24 protein-coding genes and 3 pseudogenes are annotated in these 22384 nt (G+C 64.0%); 13 read left to right on the forward strand and 14 right to left on the reverse strand.

Going from position 1 to position 22384, the window contains the following annotated elements:
- Positions 1-62: 62 nt before the first annotated feature.
- The 7 genes from WM2015_RS03935 (at position 63) to WM2015_RS03965 (ending at position 8113) form a co-directional block, all read left to right on the forward strand.
- Positions 63-734 (forward strand): glutathione S-transferase family protein, encoded by a 672-nt coding sequence (locus WM2015_RS03935; RefSeq protein WP_049724819.1) that lies wholly within the window; start codon positions 63-65, stop codon positions 732-734.
- Positions 735-822: 88 nt separating this feature from the next.
- Positions 823-1902, forward strand: a complete 1080-nt coding sequence (locus WM2015_RS03940; RefSeq protein ID WP_156200828.1) for an ERCC4 domain-containing protein — start codon at positions 823-825, stop codon at positions 1900-1902.
- Positions 1903-1986: 84 nt separating this feature from the next.
- On the forward strand, positions 1987-2556 hold the full coding sequence (locus tag WM2015_RS03945) for an ECF-type sigma factor (protein ID WP_049724821.1): 570 nt from the start codon (positions 1987-1989) through the stop codon (positions 2554-2556).
- Entirely contained in the window at positions 2553-5288 is a 2736-nt protein-coding gene (locus tag WM2015_RS03950; protein ID WP_049724822.1) for a serine/threonine-protein kinase, read from the forward strand. Before WM2015_RS03945 ends, WM2015_RS03950 begins: the two co-directional genes overlap by 4 nt.
- 97 nt (positions 5289-5385) lie before the next feature.
- Complete coding sequence (locus WM2015_RS03955) at positions 5386-7503, forward strand: FG-GAP repeat protein (RefSeq protein ID WP_082169417.1); 2118 nt, start codon at positions 5386-5388, stop codon at positions 7501-7503.
- 126 nt (positions 7504-7629) lie between these two features.
- Positions 7630-7863, forward strand: a complete 234-nt coding sequence (locus WM2015_RS03960; RefSeq protein WP_049724824.1) for a hypothetical protein — start codon at positions 7630-7632, stop codon at positions 7861-7863.
- Positions 7850-8113 carry a type II toxin-antitoxin system RelE family toxin gene (locus WM2015_RS03965; protein WP_049724825.1) on the forward strand — a complete coding sequence of 88 codons (264 nt, stop codon included), beginning with the start codon at positions 7850-7852 and terminating at the stop codon, positions 8111-8113. The genes WM2015_RS03960 and WM2015_RS03965 overlap by 14 nt, the downstream gene beginning before the upstream one ends.
- Before the next feature lie 36 nt (positions 8114-8149).
- Here the strand turns inward: WM2015_RS03965 and WM2015_RS03970 are convergent, their stop codons facing one another.
- Both WM2015_RS03970 and WM2015_RS03975 read right to left on the reverse strand, forming a co-directional pair.
- Entirely contained in the window at positions 8150-8449 is a 300-nt protein-coding gene (locus WM2015_RS03970; RefSeq protein WP_049724826.1) for a CcdB family protein, read from the reverse strand.
- Entirely contained in the window at positions 8449-8694 is a 246-nt protein-coding gene (locus WM2015_RS03975; protein WP_049724827.1) for a type II toxin-antitoxin system CcdA family antitoxin, read from the reverse strand. Before WM2015_RS03975 ends, WM2015_RS03970 begins: the two co-directional genes overlap by 1 nt.
- A 266-nt stretch (positions 8695-8960) precedes the next feature.
- On the opposite strand from WM2015_RS03975, the gene WM2015_RS03980 reads away from it, so the two are divergent.
- Both WM2015_RS03980 and WM2015_RS03985 read left to right on the forward strand, forming a co-directional pair.
- Positions 8961-9530: a hypothetical protein gene (locus tag WM2015_RS03980; protein ID WP_156200830.1), complete on the forward strand. Its 570-nt coding sequence runs from the start codon at positions 8961-8963 to the stop codon at positions 9528-9530.
- Positions 9530-10117, forward strand: a complete 588-nt coding sequence (locus WM2015_RS03985; RefSeq protein WP_049724829.1) for a DUF6036 family nucleotidyltransferase — start codon at positions 9530-9532, stop codon at positions 10115-10117. Before WM2015_RS03980 ends, WM2015_RS03985 begins: the two co-directional genes overlap by 1 nt.
- Positions 10118-10191: 74 nt before the next feature.
- Here the strand turns inward: WM2015_RS03985 and WM2015_RS03990 are convergent, their stop codons facing one another.
- The 11 genes and pseudogenes from WM2015_RS03990 to WM2015_RS16125 form a co-directional block, all read right to left on the reverse strand.
- Entirely contained in the window at positions 10192-10635 is a 444-nt protein-coding gene (locus WM2015_RS03990) for a protein-export chaperone SecB (protein ID WP_049724830.1), read from the reverse strand.
- On the reverse strand, positions 10613-11026 hold the full coding sequence (locus WM2015_RS03995) for a helix-turn-helix transcriptional regulator (RefSeq protein WP_049724831.1): 414 nt from the start codon (positions 11024-11026) through the stop codon (positions 10613-10615). The genes WM2015_RS03990 and WM2015_RS03995 overlap by 23 nt, the downstream gene beginning before the upstream one ends.
- A 20-nt stretch (positions 11027-11046) precedes the next feature.
- A complete protein-coding gene (locus WM2015_RS04000) occupies positions 11047-11436 on the reverse strand; it encodes a type II toxin-antitoxin system RelE/ParE family toxin (protein WP_049724832.1) in 390 nt (129 codons plus the stop codon).
- 44 nt (positions 11437-11480) lie between these two features.
- Positions 11481-12005: pseudogene (locus WM2015_RS15760) on the reverse strand (class I SAM-dependent DNA methyltransferase); the annotation flags it as partial.
- A 29-nt stretch (positions 12006-12034) separates the two neighbouring features.
- Positions 12035-12247 carry a type II toxin-antitoxin system HicB family antitoxin gene (locus WM2015_RS04010; protein WP_049724834.1) on the reverse strand — a complete coding sequence of 71 codons (213 nt, stop codon included), beginning with the start codon at positions 12245-12247 and terminating at the stop codon, positions 12035-12037.
- Positions 12247-12504, reverse strand: a complete 258-nt coding sequence (locus tag WM2015_RS16335) for a type II toxin-antitoxin system HicA family toxin (RefSeq protein WP_281173131.1) — start codon at positions 12502-12504, stop codon at positions 12247-12249. Before WM2015_RS16335 ends, WM2015_RS04010 begins: the two co-directional genes overlap by 1 nt.
- The gene (locus tag WM2015_RS04020; protein ID WP_049724836.1) at positions 12455-12682 is read right to left on the reverse strand and encodes a type II toxin-antitoxin system HicB family antitoxin; all 228 of its coding nucleotides are present in this window, start codon (positions 12680-12682) and stop codon (positions 12455-12457) included. The genes WM2015_RS16335 and WM2015_RS04020 overlap by 50 nt, the downstream gene beginning before the upstream one ends.
- 67 nt (positions 12683-12749) lie before the next feature.
- A pseudogene (locus WM2015_RS15765) lies at positions 12750-13328 on the reverse strand (class I SAM-dependent DNA methyltransferase); the annotation flags it as partial.
- A gap of 22 nt (positions 13329-13350) precedes the next feature.
- A complete protein-coding gene (locus WM2015_RS15540; protein WP_183971437.1) occupies positions 13351-14037 on the reverse strand; it encodes an MT-A70 family methyltransferase in 687 nt (228 codons plus the stop codon).
- 17 nt (positions 14038-14054) lie between these two features.
- Positions 14055-14780 (reverse strand): BglII/BstYI family type II restriction endonuclease, encoded by a 726-nt coding sequence (locus tag WM2015_RS04030; RefSeq protein ID WP_049724838.1) that lies wholly within the window; start codon positions 14778-14780, stop codon positions 14055-14057.
- 85 nt (positions 14781-14865) lie between these two features.
- A pseudogene (locus WM2015_RS16125) lies at positions 14866-16254 on the reverse strand (type IIL restriction-modification enzyme MmeI); the annotation flags it as partial.
- A gap of 185 nt (positions 16255-16439) precedes the next feature.
- Here WM2015_RS16125 and WM2015_RS04040 point away from each other — a divergent pair.
- Both WM2015_RS04040 and WM2015_RS04045 read left to right on the forward strand, forming a co-directional pair.
- On the forward strand, positions 16440-17906 hold the full coding sequence (locus tag WM2015_RS04040) for a hypothetical protein (RefSeq protein WP_156200834.1): 1467 nt from the start codon (positions 16440-16442) through the stop codon (positions 17904-17906).
- Between the two features lie 169 nt (positions 17907-18075).
- Positions 18076-19791, forward strand: a complete 1716-nt coding sequence (locus WM2015_RS04045; protein ID WP_049724841.1) for a VWA domain-containing protein — start codon at positions 18076-18078, stop codon at positions 19789-19791.
- Between the two features lie 40 nt (positions 19792-19831).
- On the opposite strand, the gene WM2015_RS04050 is transcribed toward WM2015_RS04045, so the two are convergent.
- Complete coding sequence (locus tag WM2015_RS04050) at positions 19832-21232, reverse strand: hypothetical protein (protein ID WP_156200836.1); 1401 nt, start codon at positions 21230-21232, stop codon at positions 19832-19834.
- Positions 21233-21487: 255 nt separating this feature from the next.
- On the opposite strand from WM2015_RS04050, the gene WM2015_RS04055 reads away from it, so the two are divergent.
- Both WM2015_RS04055 and WM2015_RS04060 read left to right on the forward strand, forming a co-directional pair.
- Positions 21488-21709, forward strand: coding sequence for a helix-turn-helix domain-containing protein (locus WM2015_RS04055; protein WP_049724843.1), 222 nt, complete (start codon positions 21488-21490; stop codon positions 21707-21709).
- Positions 21710-21711: 2 nt separating this feature from the next.
- Positions 21712-22323 (forward strand): hypothetical protein, encoded by a 612-nt coding sequence (locus WM2015_RS04060; RefSeq protein ID WP_049724844.1) that lies wholly within the window; start codon positions 21712-21714, stop codon positions 22321-22323.
- Positions 22324-22384 lie beyond the last annotated feature (61 nt).

Here is a 22384-nt window from a genome sequence, read left to right on the forward strand (position 1 = left end):
GGCCCAGGGATCACTTCGCGCGGCCATAATGTCTGTTCACTCCCGCCGAGGTTGACTGCCCCATGATCACCGTACATCATCTGGAACACTCCCGCTCGCAGCGCGTGCTGTGGATGCTCGAAGAGCTCGGCGCCGAGTACGAAATCAAGCGCTACGAGCGTGATCCGGAGACCCGGCTGGCGCCGCCATCGCTGAAGAAGGTGCATCCGCTCGGCAAGTCGCCGGTGGTGGTTGACGACGGTCGTGTCGTGGCAGAGTCGGGCACCATCCTCGAGTACCTCGCGCGCAAACACGGCAAGGGCCGCTGGGCACCGGCGGCGACGTCGGACGCCTACTGGGACTTCAGCTACTGGATGCACTACGCCGAAGGCTCCCTGATGCCGCCGCTGTTGCTGCGCCTGGTCTTCGACATGGTCAGCACCAGGTCACCCCTGCTCATCAAACCCCTGGCCAAGGGCATCTCCGCCCAGGTCGGCAAGGCCTTCATCAACCCGCAGATCCGCACGCATCTCGATTTCGTGGAATCCCACCTCGACGGCCGCGATTGGTTCGTCGGCGACCGGATCAGCGCCGCCGACGTGCAGATGTGCTTCCCCCTGGAAGCCGCCAATGCCCGTGGTCTGATCGGCGAGCAGCGCCCGAACATCCGCGCCTTCGTCGATCGCTGCCATTCGCGTCCGGCCTATCTTCGAGCGCTGGAAGCGGGTGGGCCCTACGACTACGGGCCAGCCTGAGCTTCCCCGGGATCGGTCTTCCGGGGTCGGTTCTGGCAGGGGGCCATTCAGGCTTGACCTCGAACGGCCGGCCGCAGAGGATGTGCGCATGATTCAGTCGGATGACGACACGCGCTGGCGACTGTTCGAAACGGGCGATGCGCGCTTTCCGTTCCGCCTTGCCCTGGTTCGGTCCGGGCGCGAGGTGCTGGTCCTTCGCACCCAGTCGAAGTGGCCCGGTCCGGGGAGTCAGGTCTTCTGCCTGCGCGAAAGCGAAGCGCCCGATGCGCTGGGGCCGCCGATCGAAGACGTTCGCGTGGCCCATATCCGCCGCTTCGGTCGGAAACTGTCGCTGGTGCTCGATCGCAACCGACAGAAGCGCTGTGATTTTCTCTTTCTCAGGAAGCCGTACCGCAATCAGCCGGGTGACTACGAGCAGATCTTCTTCCGCACCCAGCAGAGCCTGCGTCAGCACAAGAGCCGGGGGCGCACCAATCTGTTCGGCGATCGGGAGCTCGAGGTCGTCATCGACGCCAACGAACGCTACCCCTGGAAGTTCGCCAGCGCCGAAACCCGCCGTTCATCGCTGCCGGTCGGCGACTATGCCTTGATCCACGACGATCAGACCGTGGCCGTGGTCGAACGCAAGACCTTCGAGAACTTCCTGCGTGATGTCGGCGATCTCCAGATCCTGCACCAGCAGTTCGCCGAACTGGCGGCTTGGCCGAATGCGGCGGTGGTGATCGAGGCGCAGTACGCGGATTTCATGCAACCCAAGCGAACCGGTGCCTGGTCCGTGACCCATCTCGGTCGCGTCCTGGCCGAGCTGAGCACCCTGCATGCAAACCTGCCGATGATCTTTGCCGGCAACCGAAAATTCGCCAACCAATGGACTCAGGGCTTCTTCGAGGCCGTCTCTCGCAAGCTGGCGGAGCCGGCGACGGAAACCATCGCCGAAGTGGCCGGAACGTACAAGCCCGGCCGGCCCAGCGGTGGCGACGAACAGCAGCTGCGCTACCTGGTGTTTCAGGAGCTGCCGCCGAGCTTTTCGATCGCCGAACTGCAGGCGCGCATGCCCGATGCGACGAGGGAACGACTGCGCAGCCTGCTCGGTCGGTTGCGCGACGAAGGGCGGCTGGAGTGCACCGGCCGCGGGCGGGCGGCGCGCTGGCAGCGAGTCGACCCCTGATGCAGGCCAGGGGCCGGCGAACCAATGAGGCAATACTTACGGTGGGACTAGAATAGTGGTCGGGCCGTCATCGAAGTCGATATCGTGCTGGACGAACCGAAACAACTGACGAAACTGGTCCGCAACTGGAGCGCCGGCGACCCGGACGCCCGCGAGTCCTTGATGACCCAGCTGTATGCGCGTCTGCGACGCCTGGCCCGACGGCAGATCGCCGCCCAGCCGGGCCGCTCCAGTCTGCAGACCACGGCCCTGGTCAACGAGGCCTTCCTGAAGCTCGACGGGGCCGACATCGAGGTCGAGCATCGGCGCCACTTCTACGCGTTGGTCGCGCGCGTGATGCGCCAGGTGCTGGTCGATCACGCCCGGGCCCTGGCCCGGGAGAAGCGCGGCGGCGATCTGCTGAACGTCACCCTGGACGAATCCCGAGCCGCCGCGGTTCCGATCGACAGTGAGCTGCTGGACCTCGATCGCTGCCTCGAGCGCCTGGAGCGGCACCACCAGCGCGCCGCCCGGGCCATCGAGTTGAGCTACTTCGGCGGCTACGATCAGGCCACGGTCGCGGAGCTGATGCAGACCTCGCTTCGTACCGTCGAGCGCGAACTCCGCTTCGGTCGCGCCTGGCTGAGGAACCAGCTGGAACCGCTGCGCGAATGAACCGGGAACGGCGCATCCACGAACTCTTTCTGGCCGCGCTCGATCGGCCCGCGGAGGACCGGCAGGACTGGCTCGCCGAGGCGGCGGGTGACGATCCGGCGGTACTGACCGAAGTGCTGGCTCTGCTCGATGCGGACGCGGCCGCTACCGGCGAACAGGATGCGATCGGCCGCATCATCCGCGACGGGGCCCGCGCGCTCGACGAGGCGTCCGACGACCCCGAGGGCGGCCGGATCGGCCAGGCGCTCGGAGCGTGGCGGCTCGAGCGGCATGTCGCGTCCGGCGGCATGGGTCGGGTCTTCCTGGCCCGGCGGGCCGACGGCGAGTACCAGGCGCTGGCCGCGATCAAGCTACTGCGTGGCTTTCCGGACGACGAGGCGCTGGCCCGACTGCGTCGTGAACGACAGATCCTGGCCGATCTCGATCATCCCAACATCGCCGGCCTGCTCGACGGCGGCAGTACCGAGGACGGCCAGCCGTGGCTGGCGATCGAATGGATCGATGGTCGGACGATCGACGCCTGGTGCAGCGACCGCGACCTCGACGATCGGCAGCGCGTCGCACTCGTGATCAAGGTCTGTGCGGCCGTCGAGGCGGCACACCAGCGCCTGGTGGTGCATCGGGACATCAAGCCCGGCAATGTCCTGGTGGGCAAGGACGGCGAGCCGAAGCTGCTCGATTTCGGCATCGCCAAGCTCGTCGACGATTCCTCCGCTGGTACCGCCACGCGGGTACGCTACTACACGCCGGATTTCTCCAGCCCCGAACAGGTCGAAGGGCGCGCCATGACTACGCTGTCCGACGTCTACAGCCTCGGCCGCCTGCTCGCGGCCGTGCTCGAGGCCGGTCGCCCGGGATACCGTCTTCCGTCCGAACTCGGCGCCATTGTCGAGCGTGCGACCGAAGCGGAGCCAGCGCAGCGCTACCCCGGGGCGCGGGCGCTGGCCGACGACCTCGAAAACTGGCTCGCCGATCGGCCGGTGCAGGCCGCAGCCATCGGCACGCTGCGGCGGCTGGCCAAGTTCGCGCGCAGGCATCGCGCCGCGTTCGCTACGGGCACCGCCGCGATGCTGCTGCTGCTGGCCGCCGGTGTCTGGATCGTCCTCGAAAACGCTCGTGCGCGCGCCGCCGAAACCGAGGCGCGCCGGGCGGCGGCGCAGGCCGAACAGGTGTTGACGATGATGACCGGGATGATCGAGGCCTCGCGACCCGGCGCGGCGGGCGGGCGCGATCTGACGGTGGCCGAGATGCTCGAGGCCGGCGAACGGCAACAGCGATCCATCGCCATCGACGACCCGGCCCTGGACTCGCGCCTGCAGCTGGCCCTGGGCGAAGCCTGGAAGGCACTGGAGGAATTCGACCCCGCGATCGAACGGCTGGCCGAAGCGGCGGCACAGGCACGGGAAGCGGGTGACGCGAGCACCGCGGTCCGGGCGCTGGCCGCGCAGGCGATCGTGCTGACCTGGAACGGTCGGCAGGAGGAGGCGGGCGCCGTGCTCGAAAGCGCATTTGCGGACCTCGAGGATGGACCGGCGATCGAGCCATCGCTGCGCGCAGAATTGCTGAACGCCCGGGGTGTCTGGGCGATCGAAGACGGCCGGCCCGACGAGGCCCGCCGCGACCTCGAGGCCGCGCTCGAAATTCGTCAGAGCATCGAGCCGGATTCCACCGCCGTTGCCGCCACGCTGCATACGCTGGGCATCGCCGCCGATCGGCACGGCCAGCCCGAGCGCGCGCTCGCTTTCCTCGACCGCGCTCTCGCTCTCAAGCTCGGCCTGCGGGGACGCCTCGATGTGAGCTACGCCAACACCCAGCACGTTCGAGGCATGGTGCTGCGCCGTCTCGGCCGCTTCGACGAGGCGGCCGAGGCCATGCGCGACATGATCGCGATTCGGCAGGCGCTGTTCGGCGACGATGATCCACTCGGCAACGTCAATGCGAACGAAATGGCCAACCTGCTGCACGACCGCGGTGACTATGGGCAGGCGATCGACTTCTATCGTCGTGCCATCACAGCCGACCGGCGTAATCAGGACGATGCGCCGGGCGATAGCGAATGGATCTACCTGAACAATCTGGCCGCCGCGCACGAGGATCGGGGGGATTTCCGGACCGCTGTGGGACTGCTGGAGCAATCGATCGCACTTCGCGCGGCGAAGTTCGGCGATGAGCACCTCAACACCGTGCGTGCACAGGACAATCTGAGCCGGGTACTGATCTCCCTGGGTGAGTTCGAACGTGCCGAATCATTGAACGGCAGGGTCGTCGATCAGCGGCGGCAGCAGCTCGGCCCCGATCACCCCGACGTCAGGATCGCCCGGCTGCGCGGTCTGCGGATCGCGGCCGAACGGCAGCCCACCGACGCCGCAGCGGTGCGCGCCTATGTCGGCGCGGTCGAGGCCTGGCTGTCCGACCAGCCGGCCACCGGATCGCGCGCGCTGGCCCAGCGCGGCCATGCCGGGCGGCTGTTGATCGGCATCGGCGAGCTCGACAGGGCCCGGGGCCATCTGCGCGCCGCCAGCTCGGGCTACCGTTCCGCCCTGGCCGAGGACCACCCCAGGGCCGCCGAGCTGGAACTACACCTGGCGCGCATCGACCGGCTCGAGGGCCGCCGGGAAGCGGCCGAAGCCCGCCTGGCTGCGGCGCGGCCGATCCTGCAGCAGCGCCTGGCAGCGACCGCCCCGGCGCTCGACCTGCTCGCGTCCCTCGAGGGTTCCGACGCCGGCGATTGATCCCCAGCTTCCGCCGGGGGAAGAAATCTGGCGGGTTCGCCGCGGCCGCGTCGTATCCCCTCACGACACTGCCAATCTTCGTGCCAGGAGACCAGCCATGAGACTGCACCGCCCCCGCCCTGCCTGCCGGCCGACATTCGCCGACACAGCCTTTGCCGCACAGCACACCCTGCGGCACGTGCTGGCATCGCTGATCCTGCCGCTGGTGCTGTTGTCCCTGCCCGTGCTGGTCGCCTGGGCAGAGACCGCGCCGTCCGACCCGTCCCCGTCTGCTGCACCGGTGAGACTGCCCTCGGGTCTTGACGTGAACGACTGGCAGGCGATCCGGGCCGGCATCGAAGCGCATCGCCAGTCCGAGGCCATCCGTGCCGTGTCCGGTAGCGCTGCCGGGGCCCATACGGCGACCCACCCGCGGACCGTCAACCTCACCTTCGCACAGCAGGCCTACCTCAAGGCGTCCAACACCGGCCAGAACGATGCCCTTGGTTACTCCGTCGCGATCAGCGGCGACACGGTGGTGGTCGGGGCCTTTCTCGAGCGCAGCGGCGCCACCGGGGTCGGCGGCGATCAGGACGACGACTCGGCGACGGCCGCCGGCGCGGCCTACGTGTTCGTGCGCGACGAGGACCAGACCTGGACCCAGCAGGCCTATCTCAAGGCGTCCAATGCCGAGCTGGGCGATCAGTTCGGCTGGTCGGTCGCGATCAGCGGCGACACGATCGCGGTCGGGGCCAACGCCGAGAGCAGCAGCGCCCGGGGCGTTAACGGCGATCAGGACGACAACGCGGCTCCCGCCTCCGGCGCGGTCTATGTGTTCGTGCGCGACGGCACGAGCTGGAGCCAGCAGGCCTACCTCAAGGCCTCGAACACCGACCCGCTCGACCGCTTCGGCCACTCGGTCGCGATCAGCGGGGACAGGCTGGTGGTCGGCGCCCCGTTCGAGGACAGCCCGTTCACCCGGCCGGATATAACCAACGATCTCATCAACAAGCAATGGAACAGGGCGCCGGACCACGACGCCGGCGCGGTCTACGTCTTTGTCCGCAATGAAGGCAGCTGGACGCAGCAGGTCTACCTCAAGCCCTCCTGGAACTCTTCCGACGACCGGTTCGGCCACTCGGTCGCGATCAGCGGCGATACGGTCGTCGTCGGCTCGCCGAACGAGGACAGCAGCGGGACCGGTGTCGAACCCGGCAATGGCGATAGCTTCGCCCCCGTGGATTCTCCGCAGCGGGACGATTCCGCCCCCCAGGCCGGCGCGGTGTGGGTGTTCCTGCACGACCCCGACTTCTTTCGCTGGAATGGCTGGAAACCCCAGGCCTACGTGAAGGCCTCCAACACCGACGCGGGCGATGCATTCGGTTCCGCGATCGCCATCAGCGGCGATACCCTCGTCATCGGCGCGCCCGGCGAAGACAGCGAGGCGACCGGCCTCGATGGCGAGCAGGGCAACAATTCGGCCAACGGCGCCGGCGCGACCTACGTGTTCCAGCGCAGCGAAATCGACAACGAAACGGTCTGGCAGCAGCAGGCCTACCTCAAGGCGTCCAATACCGGGCAGGGCGATCAGTTCGGCTGGTCGGTCGCGATCAGCGGCGACATGCTGGTGGTCGCAGCCGAGCGCGAGGACTCCGGCGCCACCGGCGTCGATGGCGCTCAGGACGACGACTCGGCGGTCGATTCGGGCGCGGCCTACCTGTTCCGGCGCAGCGGTGCTGGCTGGCAGCAACAGGCCTACCTCAAGGCGTCCAATACCGGCCCGTTCGATGCCTTCGGCCTGTCGGCGGCGGTCAGCGGCACGACGGCGGTGGTCGGTGCGCCGGCCGAGGGCAGCGCAGCCACCGGCGTCAACGGGGACGGCAGCGACGATTCGGCCCCGTACTCCGGCGCCGCCTACGTCTTCGATCTGGCCCGCTACCTGATCGGCGGCACGGTTTCCGGCCTGGGCGGCACTGGCCTGGTACTGCAGAACAACGGCGGTGACGATCTGGAGATCAGCGCCAACGGGGCCTTCGCCTTTCCGACGACGGTGCTCGATGGCAACAGCTATTCCGTCACCGTGGCCAGTCAGCCCACCGATCCCGACCGGGCCTGCACCGTGACGAACGGTCAGGGTGTGCTGAACGGCGCGGACATCACCGATGTGCAGGTGACCTGTCGCCCGGATGCCGTATTTGCCGACCGCTTCGCGTCGCCGGCCCCGGACGATCCCTAATCGCGGCCTCCGTTTGCACTTCTGCCTAGTGTCCTGATCCTTTCGCTGATGATCGCCTGCGGTGACATCAGGACGTCATGACGCTAGAATGTCCACTTTGCTCTCGGCTACCCGTGGAGAATTGCGATGGGCGATGCAACCAAACGCTCGACGGTGTACTTCGATCCTGGCCTTCATGCTGCCCTGCGGCTCAAGGCTGCACACACCCAGCGGTCGATTTCCGACCTGGTCAACGATGCTGTGCGCGCTGCGTTGGCCGAAGACCAGGAAGACCTGGCCGCTTTTGCTGACCGAGTCGGCGAGCCGACGATGAGCTACGAGGCGCTGCTCGATGATCTGAAAGCGCATGGCAAGCTATAGGCTGGAATTCAAGCGCTCGGTCGCCAGGGACCTCCGCGCCATTCCGAAAAAGGACGTCCGGAAAATCCTCGATCGCATCGAAGCGCTGCCCGGCAATCCACGTCCGGCCGGCTGCGAAAAGCTCTCGGGTCTCGAGCGCTACCGGATTCGCCAGGGGCGTTACCGGATTCTCTACGAGATCATCGACGACAGATTGCTCATCACCGTCGTCAAGATCGGTCATCGCCGATCCGTCTACAGGAACGCGTAAGGCGAATCGACGCCGCCGCCTGCCGGGTTTCCTCCGTCAGAAGCCGAGGAACAGCGTATCCAGCGCTGCCGCGATCTCGTCTCGCTTCGCCTCGAGGCTGTCGAATGCAGTGCGCAATTCGCTCTGTGGAACTGCGGCCATGAACTGCGTCGCCATCACCACTTCCTGATCCTGGATGATAAAGACGGGATTGAGGTGCTCGGCAGCTGCCGGGCCTGAAGACCTGGGCAGCAGCGGCACGACGACTCGTGTATTTAGGCCGCTCAGGAGCTCTGACTGGACGTCGAGCAAATAGTCCTCTTCGTTTTCGTTCCTGAACAGATCAGAGCGGGCCATCAGAACTGCCGGTAGCGGGACAGCGGCAAACCATTCGCTTCGACGTATTCGTTCGAACTCGCGAGAGCGCTGGCGTTTTCTCGTAGCCACCGCGCCCTCTTGTGCTGCTTCACAGCCTCGGCGATGCCTGCCTCCGCTGACCGGGAAATATTGATCCCGAGGGCTCTGGCCTCTTCCAGCAGCGCGCTGTCAAGCGACAGATTGGCAGCTTTACGGCTGGATTCTTTCCTTTTGGTAGCTTGCATGGCGCGGTCCCGGCACAAACATGTGTGGAACATATGCGCACAACTGATGCGCATCAAGTTCGTCTCCCTGGGTTCCAGGGATCAGGTCCTGGCGGATCAGGTCCTGGCTGTCCTGAATTGCCGTCCTGAATTGCCGTCCCGTCAGTCGCTGTCCTGGATTGCCAGCCCATCCATGTATTTCCATGACTCGATCTTTCCTTTTTGCAAATATACGCATTGGATGCGTAGAATGCCGTATGGACTGCAACGCACAATTGGAAGAACTGATGATTCGCTACGCCCTGCGCCGCCGGGATGTGGCGCGATTATTGGGCAAGCCCTTGAATTCGGCCGAGGGTTACAGCAACTCGACCGTTGATCGCTGGCTGAGCGGCGACAACCCGGTGCCGGAAATGGCGCTGGAGTTGCTGACGATGAAGCTAGAGGGCCGGGAAGAGCGCTCCGACCACTGGCAGTGCCTGATCCGGCAACCGCTGGGATACCGCGATCAGCGGGCACTGGAGGTCGATCTCGCGGCCGTGATGGCGCAGATCGAGCGTGGAAATCTCCCGCGCACCGGACGCACTTCGAGACCAGAAGCACTGCAGCGAGCTGGCTACCTGCTTGAATTGATCGCTCAGCTTGGGGGGCCGCGGTTTCAGCCGCATCGGGAAAAGCTCCTGAAGGAAGCCGCGCGGTTGCGGGCCCGGCTTGGTGAGCGTCGGCAATCGGTGCCGTTGCGGGCCAACGAAGCGGTCCATAGCGAAACCATGGATGACCTGGCCCGCAAATGGGGCCTGAGCCGAGGGGCCGACATTCGGCGATTCCGCCAGCTTGCCCTGAGCGGCCACGTCTGATGCAGGACAGTCTGCAGCAGGCGCTCCAGGAGCTCGTCGATCGGATCGCCCGCCAGGTCAGAGCTGACCAGGTGGTCGACGCCTTTCTGGCCGGCGGTGTCGCCACCTACATGCACCTCCAGAAAGCCGGCGGATCCGCTGCTGAATCAGCAAGGTACTCCGAGGATGCGGATCTGCACTTCGGTCGATCCCTGATTCTCGAAGACCTCCCGGTGGTGGCCTACAAGGATCGGGATGGCGATGAGCGAATGCTGGCTTTGGATGGCAGCTACACGATCGATATCGGCTTGCGCCATCCCGACTGTTTCGACGACGCAGAATTCCTCTTTTCCAGTGCCAACGGACGTGTGCGCTTGTTTCTCTTGAACCCTATGGACCTTGCGGTCACCAAGACCGGCCGCTTTCAGGACCATGACAGGGCAGACATCGAATCGCTCGCGAGGGCCGGGCTGCTCGAAGCGGAAGCGTTTCGTGAACGGGCTACAGAGGCCCTGGATTACCTGGCAACCGACCCAGCAATGGTGCGCATCCATATCGACGAAGCGGCCGAGTTGATTGCGGCGTCATCTTCTTCCGCTCCCGAATGAATGTAGATCGTAGTCATTGCTGGAACCCGGACGTATTCCGTTGCTCATTACCTGGATGTCCAAGGGCCGTTATTTCATTCATTTTCATTGTCATCGGATGGCTTTGCAGCAAGCAACCGGAAGTTAATTGTCGGTAGCATGACAGAGCCCCAGGGCGCTCTTGAAGTGAACAGCGAGACGAATTCACGCATGGCGGAGTAGAGGACCGAAGAGCCATTGACTCGGATCAGATGTTCGATGTTGTCGTGCTTGAAATCTTCGTCCACAACGAAAAATCCGACTGCGGTGAAGCGAAGTTCATAGGGTGAAGGAGCCGGATAGTCGCCGCTGGTTCGAAGGTCTACGCTGACCTGCCACTGGTGCTCCGCTTCTGGATTGGTTGCAAGTTCGACGGTCAACTGGAAACGACTGCTGTCCGCCTCGTGCCAGGCCCTCACATCCTCGAATTCGATGTCGGACTTCGCGAGGCAGTGCATGCGCTCGAAGAAGTAGTGCTCAAGCTGTAGCGGCGAGTTCATGTTCGACTTCCGAGGATCCGATGAGGCGGTATTGAGTGCGTTGTGTTGGCTTGGGTATTTGGGCTAGGCGGCTACCCATCATTTTTTCTGGCTGGATCGCATGAAACCAGCGCGCCTTGTCTTCCTTGGCGCAGGCGCGGAGGTGCAGCTCGCCGTCGAGGGCTCGTACCAGCTTGACCATCGTTTCCAGCGTGAAGTTGGTGCTGCCGCGCAGAATCTTGGTGATGTAGGCCGGGCTCGTTTCGATGCGGCGAGCCAGCTCGCTCTTGTTGACGCCGCGACGCTGCATCAGTGATTCCAGCGAGTCGGTGAAATCCATTTCCACATTGGCGAGCTCGTAGTCGAGCGTATCGCGGAATCGGTCGAGCGGATTGGTCTGAGTGTGGTGCATTCTTTGCTCTCCTGTCTGGCTTAGCCCCATTCGAGGTCGTTGCCGTCACGCGCCTCGCGGAATTCCCTGAGGATCCGCTCGGCCCGCTTGATTTCCTTCTTTGGTGTTTTCTGGGATTTCTTGATGAATCCGCGGGTGCAGACGATCAATTGATGCCCGTCATGGGCAAACAGTATTCGTAGCTGGCCGTGGATCAATTCCCAGATTTCACCCTGAATCTGATGGCATTTTGCCGTGCCCTGGCGAGGGCCATGGGCGGCGACACGGTCCAGCAGTGCGGTCATCCTCGCGGCTTCTCGTTGCTTGTTGGCGCCCAGTCCAGTCAGAAAGCCCGAAACCAGCCCGGAACCGCTGGCGTCGACTTTTTCGATCAGGTGCCAGTTTTTACGGCTGAGCGTCTGGACCCGCATTATTAACCTGTGGGTTAAATTTTGTCAATTCAAGCATACCCGCCTCAATTTTCACGAATCCGGAAACCGCCAGCCTCGTCTTGTTTCACCATACCCAGCTCAGCGAGGGCGTCGAGAACCTGGGTGACGCTTTTTTCGGGCTTGCGTTTGAACTGGGCGGCCGGTGTTTGGGCGTCCATGGGGGTGGTGGCGAGCTGGTCGCGGACGGCTCGGATCTGGGCTTGCAGGGTCTTGGGCCAGGCAATCTTCTTGGTGCTCGGGGCGGCGGCTGCCGGCTTGGCGGGTTTGTCGCGCTTACCTGTGTGCAATTTGGTTTGCTCTGGGGTCTCGTCAGGGGCCTGGTAGTCGGGGCGGAGCCAGTGGATCTTGCCCTGGGCTTCCTCGGCGGCGCGCTGGTGGTTGAGGTTGACGAGGCGCTGGAGCAGTTCTTCTTCGGCTTCAAGTTGATCTTCGGGCTTTTCCGGCCAGGGGGTGGTGGCGCCGGGGCGGCCGACGAGTTGGTCGGCCAGTTCGTCCCAGCCGTAGGCCGTGAAGACCGCGCGGTCTAGCTCGTCGTGCAGCTCGCTCAAATGGAACGGTTCCTCCTAAAAGTGCCGGGCTAAGCGTACAGCAAGCGGCGACCCTTGGGTTCTGGAATGGGATCTCCGAACTCTCGAGCGGTGTCGAGCCAGAGGTCGATGGCCTGTTGAGCCTTGGTCAGCGCCTCGGCCTGTGAGCTGCCGTGCGCTTGACAGCCCGGGAGTTCCAAAACGTCTGCGATGAAGGCATCGTCCTCGTCGCTCCAGAAAATGATGATCGCGTATCTGTGCATCAGGCCTCGAAGAGCTCGCGTGGGAGCTTGCTCTGACGGATGATCGACTGCAGGGTGCCGCCTTTCAGTTCCTTGTGCAGTGGAACAGGTACGGTAATTGACGAGTTGCCTACGGATCTTTGCATGATGACGTGGCTGCCCTTCTGGCGCACTTGCTCGAAACCCCGCGACTCGAGAATCCTGCAAACGTCGGCTCCGGACAGGACCTTAAGGCGACCCAACGGCAACCTCCATCTGGGTGATGTAGATTTCGTCACTCAGGCGGCTCTGGATTTCATCGGGTGACGCTGCTTCCAGGAACAGCTCGATCGCTTCGCGGAGGTTATTCCGAGCCTCGGACACCGATTCACCCTGGCTGGCGATGTCCAGTTCCGGGCAAAGCGCGACATACATGTCGTCCTCGCGTTCGATGATGGCCGTGAAACGCTGGGTCATAAAGGTGCTCCGGGACTCTTGCTGCCATTATGCGACACTTCAGTTCTTTTCGACATCGCCGCGGCAATCAGGTTTCTCGCAGGCGGTATTGGCCCGAGTCGTCGGAGCCGACCATGCCCAGCTCGGCCAACGCGTCGAGGACCTGGGTGACGCTCTTCTCTGGTTTGCGTTTGAACTGGGCGGCCAGGGTTGGGGCGTCCATGGGGGTGGTGGCGAGCTGGTCGCGGACGGCTCGGATCTGGGCTTGCAGGGTTTTTGGCCAGGTGAGTTTTTTGGTGGGCCCCGGATCGGGTCCGGGGTGACGGCTGGTGGCCTCGGCATCGGTGTGGGTGTCGAGTTTGGTCTGTTCCGGGGTCTCGTCGGGCGCCTGGTAGTCGGGGCGGAGCCAGCGGATCTTGCCCTGGGCTTCCTCGGCGGCGCGCTGGTGGTTGAGGTCGACGAGGCGCTGGAGGAGGTCTTCTTCGGCTTCCAGCTGGTCTTCGGGCTTTTCCGGCCAGGGGGTGGTGGCGCCGGGGCGGCCGACGAGTTGCTCTGCCAGGTCGTCCCAACCGTAGGTCTGGAAGACCGCGCGGTCGAGCTCGTCGTGCAGCTCGCGCAGGACGGAGACCAGGTCCTGTTCGTGGATCTCCTTTTCCTTGGCTCTCAACGATGGCATCTTCGTGGAGCTGCTACTTGACTTTGTAACCCTTGGGTGTATCTAAAAGCCGCATCTGTCCTTCACTGTGAGCTTTTCGCTTAGCGACGCCATAAAGGGAGTTTTCCTCAACATCTTCGTTGCCCCACTGGTGCCAGCCAGGCTGCTTGAACCGGGCGAAAAGCTCCAAATAAGGTCCTGGGGAACACGACTCTACTAGCTGATAGACTTCGTCGGGCTTACGCGAGTGCTCTCTTTTCCTCGTAGCGAGCAAATTCACTTGACTACGGCCAGGTGGTAGAGTTCTCATGCTTCCTCGAACGCCAAACAAAATCAACTCTGTCACATTGCGAAAATAGAATCCGACGCCGCGCCCGTCTGGTCCCCCATCCTTCCTGACCTTATACCAGACCAAGTTCGTCTTGTAGGTGAATCCCCAAGCTTCCATTACGCGGAGTCCCTCCATAAGCAACGCGTTCGGAACCCAGAGGTAAAGATGTGATGTCGCTGCCGCCAGTCTCGAGACTGGTAAATCCATAATCTCCTTCAGCTCCATCGTTGGGTAACGTAGTAAGCGTCGATGCTCTGGCGCCACCTTGCCCGTGCGGTTTTGAAACTGCCACGGTGGGTCCGCCAAGATCGTTGAATACTCGCCGGAGACTTTGTTGATCAGATCGTTTGACGGGTTAGGTTCTGTGATCTTATGTACTTTTCCTATCATCCTGAACTCCTGGCAAACTAAAAAGTGACTACGGAAGAAGGGATTCCTATTAAGAGCAGTGGACATGGATTTCCTACTCCACGATGAACTCTATCCTCCAACTTCCGCCAGTGAGTCGTTGCTTCTCCGAACTTGTCGGACACAAAGGCATTTGCCCAGCCTGTATGAAAATCGTCGGCTGATTTGATTGCGCGCCTGATTTTTTCTATTTGTCTTGTTGTAGGGCTATAGTAATCACGCAAATTCTCAATATCTGAGAATCCTTGGTCTCTCGAGAACCTGGTAACAAGGTCGCGCATCGAATTCTGAAGGGAGCTCCCGCGAGTGATGATCGCGCCCACTGAGATAACTCCATCAGCATGCAGGCGCTTGAAGTTTTCCAAGTCCCGGTCAAAGAACGGGTCTTTGTTGTTCCACTCGATTTCCAACGCAAAAGTCCAGCCGTCGAAAGTCTTAACGTGATCGATCTCGTGAGACAGTGATTCTTTTTCTTCCCCGTCAACGGTCTTTTTGATTTCAAAATTGTGCTTTACCCAACCGTAGTCCGCTAAAGCGTGTCTGATCCGTTGCGTGAGCTTTCCTTCGCCACCTCCCCCTCTAATAAGTTCTTCAATGGGAAGTGATATTTCCTGCAATACAGACTCAATCTCGATCGCTGACTGGGGCATGTCTTTCGAGATAATTGCCTCGGCATGATGCAGCGCCAACACCTCAAACCCTAGCTTTCTAAGCTGCTCTAGCATCTACGTTCCTTGATTCTGACAATGTAAACAGGCTGCTTGCATAGTAACTCCCAGCCCTTCGGGGCGCTGGACAACTTTTTGAACATATGGCGGCGGCGCGGGGGTTGATTTCGATGCCAAGGAATTGGTGCGGGTCGACGGTGTTGCCCTGCATTTCCAGCAGGTTCTGGCCGGCGCCCAGATCCGCCAGCGTGCCGAGCACTTCGCCTTCGAGGCGCTTCATGTGTTCCAGCGTCACGTAGAGGAAGTTGGCGCTGCCGCAGGCGGGGTCGAGGATGCGGATCTCGCAGAGTTTGCGGTGGAAGGCGCGGATTTCGTCGACGGCCTTGTCGTGCTTGTCCTGGGCTTCGAGGGCTGCCGCGGCGGCCTGGACGTCCTTCCATTCGTCTCTAAGCGGGTCGATGACCGTGGGCATCACCAGGCGCTCGACGTAGGCTCGGGGCGTGTAGTGGGCGCCGAGCTTGTGGCGATCGTCCGGGTCCAGGGCGCGTTCGAGCAGGGTGCCGAAGATGGCCGGCTCGACCTGGCTCCAGTCGTGCTTCGCGGCGTCGATCAGCAGGGCGATCTGATCGGCGCTCAGGGGGATCGGGTTGATCTCCGTGAACAGGTTGCCGTTGAAGCGCAGGATCTGCTGGTTGAGCACGCCACTGTAGCCGCCGGTGTTCATGGTCTCCCACAGCGAGCGGATGGCGTCGGGAAAGTGTTCGGGTGTTTTCTTGAGCCTGGTCAGCAGCGCGGTGAACTCGCCCTTGGGCAGCAGGTCGACGTCCTCGCAGAACATGGTGAACAGGCAGCGCTTGATGAAGTGCGCAACGCGCTCGACCTCATAGCCATCGCGCTCCAGGGCGCGAGCGAGCTGGGCGAGGGTCTTGCTGAGTTCACGCGTGACGCGGGCAGCGTACTTGCTCGGGTCGAGGCTGTCGGGCGCGGTCCAGATCTTCCTGATCCGGTCGCGGATCGCCTCGTCGCGCAGGTCGTCCAGATGGATGCGGTGCGATCGGGGGTCGGGGAAGGGCACGTAGGTGCCGCCGGAGCGGGTGAACTCGGCATAGACCTCGATCGTGCGGCCGACGTCGCAGGTCAGCAGGAAGGGCGGGCGGCCGTGTTCACCGGGCAGAGCCCGGATGTAGGTGTCGGCCTGGGCGGCGGCACGCAGCATGGCCTTGTCCCAGCGGCTGGACTCGTGGCGCTCGCTGACCTGCTTGGCCTCCAGCACGAAATGCCCGCGCCGGTAGAGGTCGATGTAGCCTCGGGTGCTGCTGCCGTCGGGGTGGTGGATGTCCACCCGGTGCTCGAAGACGTAAGAATCGCTGGCCGGATCGTCGCTGGCCGGCTCCGGGCCGGGCAGGTCGAGGAACTGGCAGAGCTCGGTCAGGAAGAGCTGGTAGTTGGCCCGCTCCTTACCGCCGCCGTTCTGCCAGCGTTCGATGAAGGCCTCGACGGCTTTATTGGGCGTTGTCTGTGGATCGGTCATGGATTGCTGCGGTTCCCCTGGTTGCCGTGTCAAAGATTACCAGCATTGCCGGGGCGATCTGCCCGCGCTCGGTGCGCCTTGTCCACCACGGGCCAGCCCCCCTTGTTCGGGGGGGTGCGTTCCGGACGGCGGTCTGGCTAGAATCTGCGATCCGAACGACCGCTGTCCGATGACCGGGGGAAACCATGAAATCATTGTTGCTGCTGCCGTTGATCTGCCTGATGGTGCCCACCTGGGCGCAGGGTGCGTCCGAATCGCTGCAGGGTGATCCGGTGCCGGCCATCGAGGTCGGTGTTCGCACGCCGGCCACCTTCGATACCTGGAAGCAGGGCGCCGGCGGCGATGGGGAAATGCGTTTTCAGGTGCGCCTGACCAATGGCGTGACGGCGGTGGCGCCGACGATCGTGCGCACGACGCTGCCCGAGGGGCTCACCTTCGTCAACCACAGCGGTTCGGCCTGGAGCTGCAGCGCGGTCGGCCAGGCGCTGACCTGCCAGTACAACAACAATCTGACCAGCTCCTCGCCCACCAACAATGTTCGTGTTCGGGTCAATGTGGCAGGTGACATTCCCGTGCCGGGGGACTCGCTGATGCGCCTGACCGTCGAACACGCGCTGGTGCCCCTGCCGGATCCGCTGGTCTGCGAGTCGAACGCCTCGGCCGGCGGCTACTACGTGTCGGACACGGGCTGCGTCGAGCGCCTGGTGCCGCATCGCGAGTCGCAGGTCTTCTTCGACCCGGCCAGCTGGACGCGTTCACCCAATACCTTCATCGCCGGTTCGACCGACAACAGCATCGAGGCGGCCTTCTTCAACCAGGGTTTTACCCCTGCCAATGGTGCGATCACCGTGCGTTATCGGCTGCCGCCGGGCTTCCTGTTCGATCGCGCCGGGCCGACCACCTTCTGGGGCTGCATCCCCTCGCCGCCGGGGCCCGAGGGCCAGGTGGTGACCTGCTCGCGCTCGGGCTTCAGTGACAACGCCACGCCCTCGACCACCGGCTTCTTCATGCGCGTCGACCTGGCCCTGGACACGCCGGTGCCCGGCCCCCTGACCCTGATCGGGATCGTCGAGAACGCCTACCAGCCGGGGCCGGCGGATTTCGAGGACTGCCTGGTCGCCGAGCCGCCGATCGGCTGCAGCACCTACCAGATCCCCACCGGCAGCCCGCCGCAGGCGCGGATGGAGTTCGTCGAGATCTCGCCCGACCCCGATGCCTTCACCCCGGGTCAGACGGGCAGGGTGTTCATCCGGTACAGCAACCAGGGCCAGGCGACGGCCGGCCCGCTCAACCTCGACATTGCCGCGCCGCCGGGCTTCGAGTTCATCCAGACCATCGGCGCCAACCCGGCCATCGGCTGCACCGCCAGCGGCGATCCGGCCATGGGTCAGACGATCAATTGCTCCGGTGCCTCGGGTGTCGGCGTCGGCCAGACCGGCCAGCTGTCCCTGGACTTCCAGGTCGAATGGGCCGGCAGCCTGCTGGTGCCCGTGCTCGGCAGCATCGGTGACAGCACGCGCCCGGCGCCGGGCCTGGTGGCCTGCGAGGTCGATCCCGAGCAATCCGGTTGTGGCCTCGGTCAGGTGCCGATCCTGGATGCCCTGTTCTGTGATCGCTTCGAGAGCCCGAGCGGCGGGTGCCGACCGCTCTGACGGCGCATCGGGCTCGAGGCTCGAAGCGATCGTGAAGCGGTCGCTCGCAGGGATCGTCGAACAGCTCCTTGCAGCGCCTGGTGGTCGCGGTTTGCGCAAGTCATGGCGGCTTGTCGCCGGATTTTCCGTAATCGATGGCGACTTGATCAATCACTGAGGCACCTCGGCCATGCAACGCGTTTGTCTGCTTTCCATCCTGTCCTTTCTGCTGGCGGGCGCTGCCCCGGCCCTGGCCCGCGAGAACGTGATGCTGGTCCTCGATGCCTCGGGCTCGATGTGGGGCCAGATCGACGGCCTGAGCAAGGTCGAGATCGCGCGCGAGGCGGTCGACGAGCTGCTGGATGACTGGCCGGCGGCGCATCATCTGGGGCTGGTGGCCTATGGGCACAATCGGCGGGGTGACTGTGGTGACATCGAAGTGCTGCTGCCGCCGGGGCCGCTGGATACGGATGCGTTCCGGGCTCGCGTCCGGGGCCTGAACGCGCGCGGGATGACGCCCCTGTCTGCCGCGGTGATCCGGGCGGCCGAGGCCCTGCGGAGTTCGGAGCAGAAGGCCACGGTGATCCTGATTTCCGACGGCGAGGAGACCTGCGATCTCGATCCCTGCCAGGTCGGTGAGCGACTGGAAGCCGAGGGCATCGACTTCACCGCCCATGTCATCGGCTTCGACATCAGCGATCCGGCCCTGCAGGCGCCCTTGCGCTGCCTGGCCGAGCGGACCGGCGGGCGCTACGTGAATGCGGCCGATGCCGCCGAGCTGAGCGGCAGCCTGACGACCCTGGCCCAGGTCGCCACGGAAGCGCCCCTGCCTGCGGCCAGCGCCTCGCTCGAGGCGGCGCCGGAGGTGACGGCGGCGACCCCTTTGCGCGTCCGCTATGCCGGCCCGGCCGATGCCGGTGATTTCATCGCCATTGTCGATGCGGAGGGACGGGAACTCGTCTGGGGCTTCGTCGAAGCGGGGCAGGGCGAGGGCGACATCGAGCTGCGCGCACCGGCCGAGCCCGGAAGTGTCCGCATTCGCTATACGAGTCCGCGGCGTGCGGAGCCGGTGCTGGCCGAGCGAGCGCTGATGGTCCTTGCGGCCGAGGCGAGCATCGAGGCTCCAGACCGCGTGCCGATGGGAAGCCCCGTCACGGTTCGCAGCCGTGGTCCCTTCGAGGGGGGCGAACACTGGATCGGCATTGCCGCCCTGGGCGCTCCGACGCTCGAACATCTGAGCTACCGCTACATCCACAGTGAAGTCTTCGAGACGACCCTGCAGGCGCCGACGACCCCGGGTGAGTACGAAATCCGCTACGTGCTCGCCGGTGCCTCGACGCCGCTGCTGGTTCGGCCGCTTCAGGTGACCGAGGCGGAGCAAAGCCTGGTCGGCCCGGACGCGGCGTCGGTAGGCAGCCGCATCGAAGTGCAGGCCATCGGGCCGAAGGGCGGCGGCCACTGGATCGCCTTCGCTCCGCTGGAGTCAGGCGATGCGGCCCATCTCGATTACGCCTATCTCGAGCCGGGAGTGGACGAGTACCTGCTCAACACGCCGGACGAGCCGGGAGAGTACGAGCTGCGCTACGTGCTGGTCGAGCCGATGCGCGTGATCGCCCGGCAGCGCGTGCGGGTGGAGCCGGCCTCGGTGCGTTTCCAGGCGCCGGCCAGCGTCGTGGCCAACGAGCGATTCGAATTCGCGGTCCAGGGGCCCAATCGCCCCGAGCACTGGGTCACGATCGTGCCCGTCGGCAGCGGGGACGACGCCTATCTGGAGTATCGGTACATGACCCTCGATGGCGAGCTTGCGCTCGATGCGCCGGAGACACCTGGCGCGTACGAGTTGCGCTTCGTGCTGGCCGATGGGCGGGTGCTGGGGCGGCACGGGATCGAGGTGGTTGCACCGTAGGTCTGCTGCCACGGTGGTTGGTGTAGCTGAGGGCGGGAGCTTATTCGAAGCGGTCGGCGAAGATTCCATCATTCAGGCCCAGCGCCGTGCTCAGGTCGGCGACGAAGATCCCTTGGGCGACCGGGGAGCCGCTGGCTTCCTTGATTGTGGCGGTGAAATAGAACAGGCCCGTGTCACTGAGGTAGCCGTCGTCATTGCCGAAGGTGTTGAAGAATAGGTTGTCATCGTCCAGGCCGTTGCCGTTCAGGTCGACCGGGTCGCCTTCGCGGACGACGACGAATTCACCGTTCGCTACCAGTACGCCGTTGCTGGCGGAGTCGCCGTCCGTGACGCCGCCGATGACGTAGTCACCGCGGCTGTTGCCGGCATGCAGAAAGAAGCAGTCGCTGAAGTCGATGTCCGACCAGAGCTCGGCCGAGCCGGTGGTCACCGGGGCACCGGTGCTGGCGATGATCTCGCCGTTGCGGTAGACCCAGTCCTGTTCGGTCCCTGCATTGTTACCACGCACGAACCAGTTTCCGCCCGCATCCATATGGACGCCGACGATGCCGCTTGTGTCGACCGCCTCACTGAAGCTCGATCCAGACAGGATGCTGCCTTCCTGAACGACGACGTTGCCGTCGACAACCACCACGTCATCGCTGGCAGTGTCGCCAGTCAGATCGCCCTGGATCAGCCAGCGGCTGCCGTCGGCGGAGAGATGGGAGTCGATGAAGTCGAAGTTGTCCCAGAATTCACTGCCGACCTGGCCGGGCGGGACCGTGACACCGCTCTGGGCCAGCACTATGGGTCCGAGAACCAGCAGCTCGCTCTGGGAGGGATCGACGCCGGTCACGCCCGAACTCACCAGGCCGACATTGCCGAGTTCATCCATGACGACGTTGCGGATGACCGGCCCCCAGCTGGCACCGGGCACTGCCAGGATGGCCTGGCCCTCCTGCGCGACCGAGGCGAAGCTGCCGTTGATGACACGCACCACGTATTCGTCGTTGCCTGATGGGCCGTCGGTATTGGTCGAAAAGGCCCAGTCGCCGTTATCGTTGATGGCCATCTCGGTTCGGAACACACCGAAGTTTTCCGCGCCGCCGGTCCAGGGGGCGGGCGTACCTTCGCGGGCGCTGGTGACGCCATTGACCAGAATGACTTCGTTTTCGGTGCTTGGGGCCGTGGTGTTGGCGCTCACGATCCAGTTGCCGTTCGGGCTGCCGTAGATGCGGTCGAAGTTGCTCGTCCCGCCACCGGGAAAGAACTCGAAGCCCGGGAAGCCCGGGACCGCGGCGCTGGGATCACCGGTGACGTTGGTGAACACGATCTCGATCGCGGGGACGGTGGCCCCCTGGATGGACGCGGAAGGCGGAACCCGCTGATCGGTGAGCTCGTCCTGGGCGATGGCGAGGCCGGTGAGAAGCAACAGTGTCAGGGCGACGGTACGTGCGAGCATCGAGGTCATCGGAGGGGCCGATTGAAGAAGGGGTTCGTCAACAATAGCGCCTTTCGAGCCGAGAAGCGGACATGAAGGGCCGCTGGCGCGCTCCAGCTTGACATCCTGCGCGCGCCTGCCCCGATCGTCCCCGGCTTCGCGATCTTCCCCGCCCCTGCGATTGACCACGCCATGGTCGCTTGACAGTTCCGCGCTGTAGTTTTACGATAAACATAAATTAAATTTCGATATACATTAACCAAGGCCGGAGCAGCCATGCCCATCCGCATCAATCTCGATATCGAGCTGGCGCGTAACAAGATGTCCCTGACCGAGCTCTCGGAGCGCGTCGGAGTGTCGATGACCAATCTGTCACTGCTCAAGAATGGCCGAGTCAAGGCCATTCGCTTCAGCACGCTGGAGTCCATCTGTCGGATCCTGGGCTGTCAGCCCGGCGATCTTCTTGAATTCGTTGAAAATGACCAGGGAGTGAACTGAGTATGAATCGTGATTACCTGCTGCCGGGCCTGGTGGCGATCCTGCTGGCCGTGTTGTACCCCGTATTCTGGCTATCGACCATGGCGAGCATCGAGGATCTGCCCCTGCTGGAGATCTTCCGGGCTGAGGTGAGCCGACTCGGTGCCATGGACGCGATGTTCGTGTTGATCGGCCTGATGGAGGTTTACGTGTTGCTGAGCCTTCGGCGCGCGTTGCGGCAGGAGCTGAACGGCAGCCTGGGCGCCGCCCTGGCCATGGCCATGGCGATCGCGGTGGCCTTGATGACGCTCACGGTGCTTTTCGATGTCGCGGTCGCGCTCCTGCCCGGTCTTAGCGAGGGAACACTCGATGGCCTGGTCAGGGTCGCGGCCGGTACGTTCATTGCGTCCTGTATCGCGGTCAGTCTGATCAGCCTCGTGCTGGCGGTGGCCCTGCTGGTTCGCGCTGCCGATTCCGCGCTATTGCTGAAGCTGTTCGCCGTCGTCCTGCTCATCAGCGGCCTGATGTTTCTGAGCCTCATCCTGGCGCCGATCGCCTGCCTGGTCTACCCGCTGGGCCTGCTGCTCCTCGCCGCCTGGTTCCTGCGCGGCGGCAGCGAGGTGGAAGTGGTGTGAGGGGTCCCGGCTCAAGGCCGGGATGAGGGTTGGTGTAGAGGGGGAGGGGGACGAGTCAATG

Source organism: Wenzhouxiangella marina, from assembly GCF_001187785.1.
Lineage (GTDB): Bacteria > Pseudomonadota > Gammaproteobacteria > Xanthomonadales > Wenzhouxiangellaceae > Wenzhouxiangella > Wenzhouxiangella marina.